This is a genomic window from Nonomuraea sp. NPDC050202 (genome assembly GCF_040656115.1).
Classification (GTDB): domain Bacteria; phylum Actinomycetota; class Actinomycetes; order Streptosporangiales; family Streptosporangiaceae; genus Nonomuraea.
Map to the genome: position 1 here is coordinate 1 of NZ_JBFALF010000113.1, position 2,385 is coordinate 2,385.

Annotated in this window: 3 protein-coding genes; all 3 read left to right on the top strand. The window is 61.6% G+C overall.

Features of this window, described 5'->3' with window-relative positions; translation table 11 throughout:
* Positions 1 to 365 precede the first annotated feature (365 nt).
* The 3 genes from AB0I79_RS63255 to AB0I79_RS63265 all read left to right on the top strand — a co-directional run bounded on the left by AB0I79_RS63255 (position 366) and on the right by AB0I79_RS63265 (position 2,132).
* Positions 366 to 1,100, top strand: coding sequence for a hypothetical protein (locus tag AB0I79_RS63255; protein WP_357896370.1), 735 nt, complete (start codon positions 366 to 368; stop codon positions 1,098 to 1,100).
* A gap of 367 nt (positions 1,101 to 1,467) precedes the next feature.
* Positions 1,468 to 1,638 carry a hypothetical protein gene (locus AB0I79_RS63260; protein WP_357896373.1) on the top strand — a complete coding sequence of 57 codons (171 nt, stop codon included), beginning with the start codon at positions 1,468 to 1,470 and terminating at the stop codon, positions 1,636 to 1,638.
* Complete coding sequence (locus AB0I79_RS63265) at positions 1,635 to 2,132, top strand: hypothetical protein (protein ID WP_357896376.1); 498 nt, start codon at positions 1,635 to 1,637, stop codon at positions 2,130 to 2,132. The genes AB0I79_RS63260 and AB0I79_RS63265 overlap by 4 nt, the downstream gene beginning before the upstream one ends.
* Positions 2,133 to 2,385 lie beyond the last annotated feature (253 nt).

The window sequence follows — 2,385 nt, forward strand, 5'->3', positions numbered from 1 at the left end:
TCGGTGAGGTCTCCACGCGCCATGGCGAAGGGGTACCAGGATCGCCGGCCAAAGCGCAGCAAATCCCTCTGACCTCAACTCCGTACAGGCCCTAGCGCGAACTCTTCGTGACGGAAACCGTTCGATTCTCTACACCTGGAGCCCCAGGCCAATTTCAACGGTGAGCAGGGGGAGCGCGGCCGTTGGCACATGTTGTTGATCCGTTCCAGAAGGCAGACCTGTGAGGCCGTTGACCGATCGCGCCTGGCCTCCCGATCCCGCCTCTCCTCGTGTCGGCCCTTCGGCTCCCACCGAACTGCGGCTCAAACGGTACCGAGAAGTAACCTCGGCTTTCCCGCTCGGGGGGGATCGTTCACTATCTGGTGGTGGATGCAATCCTGGTCACGGCCGTTTCGGCGATCACTTCCTTGGCAGTGAGCCTGATCACCCTCTACGTTGGTGGCCTACAGCGCCGTCGTGACATCGAACGGGCACGACAAGCGGAAATCCAGAGGGGATACCTGAACCCGCTCCGTTTTCACACCAGCGAGGTTCACCACCGTCTGGACGAGATTCTGCGCGCTGTGGAAGCGGACGACGACGACCGCAGGCGAGCGCTTGACGCTGTCGAGACCCCCGCTGATGTCTCCACGAAGCCCGCCGAATGGCTCACCGGCCATGGGTGCTATCTCACATCCACCGTGTACCTGACGGTGTGCCTCTTCTGTTGGATAGAGCGAGTCCGCCGCGAAATCCCCTATCTCCGACTTCAGGGGAAGGACGACACCGTTCTCACAGGGCTCCTGCTTCAGGTACAGAGGGCCTTTCTTAAGGATCTCGGTGTCTACTACGTCCTGCAGACCAGTATCGGCGAGGACATGTGGTTCCAGGATGAGGGGCGGCTATACACCTACCGAGAGTTCTGCCAGCGCCTCTCCGACCCGGACACCCGCATCTGGTTCGATCGGGCTTTCCTCTACTTTCTCGAGACGGCGCGCAATCAGAAGATAGATCGGGTGTCGGAGGCCGTCGAGGCGACCCGAGTTCTGGGATCCTTCCTTGACAACGTGGTAGCTGGTGGAAGCTCGCTCAATCGCAGCCAGAACCATGCCTTAGCGTAGACATCGCGACCCACACGTTCTCCCACGCTGGCGTGTGTTCTGGTCGCTTGAAGGCGTTGTCGTCCTCTGCCGGGCAGCCCGGCCAGCGCACGTCATCCAAGCGACAAAACTGAGCGGCGTGCGCGGATGGATGACAGACACGGCGAGTCGCGGAGCTCGAAACCGTCACCACTCCTCTTGCCTACGGCGGTGGCCAGGTGTAAGACGTTGGGACACGGTGAGGAACTCCACCATGAAAAGCAGCGCCTGGCGATCACACTCACGTCCGCCACGTCCTGCTCGACCGCGGCCTTGGTGCTAGCCACGCTGGTTCTCAAACGCCTGCCGCCCAGCGGCGCGATCAGATCAACAGGACACGGACGGGCGCATGGATGCGGAGCGCGACCCCTTGCGCCTGGTGGCCGAAACCCACCTGAGAGAGTTCGATGCCATCCGCCGCGAGATCGAGCTGCGCCTGCAACACCGCGAACGGATGATGACCTACTTCTTCGTGTTCACCGGCGCGGTGCTCGCCTCCCAGGCATCTTCGACAAATTGACCACAATTCGCAGCCTCTTCGCTGGATGCCCGATCATCTACCTGCTGATTGGTTTCGGCCTGCTGTGGTTTCCTGTCGAAACGGTGATGTCCTTCAGTTACATGCGGCAGATGGGCCGCTACGTCAACGACGTGTTGTCGCCGAAGCTGGCCGCGATCAGCGAGTCCCCGGAGAACGAGACCCGGTACGGGCGCGAATACCGAAGGTGGCAGGAGGCGAACATCTCATCGGATCTCCGCGGCCAGCTGCGCTGGGAGGCATATCTGAAAGAAACGAAGCCGTACGCGTATCCCTACTTCGGCCTTTCGGTCTTCTCTGCAATTCGCTTTCTCATCCTCTTCTGGCCCACGTTCTCCACCATCGCACTGTACGCGGCCGCCCGCCTGAACGCGGCGACACCTGCATGGTGGGTCTTGCTCGCAGAAGGCTCGATCCTGGCGGGCATAACGTTCGCGTTCGTCGTTGCTCTCATCCGAACGATAGGCACCAGGTAGTTACCCAGGCGACTCCCCCATCGGATCCGAGATAACGAAACTTACCCCTGCGGTGAACGGTCGCCGGTTACTCGGCGAGGATCTCCACACGGAACGTGCCAGCGATTCCTGTGGAATCAACGCCAGATAGCCGTGAAAGTCACACCCCAACCCTTCGCAGGCGCCCGGATCCGCTTCCGAGATTACGAAGCGCCGTCCGGGCGCCCGCCCCACCCGGCTGCCGCCCGCCTACGACGCCATCCTCGACGCATAC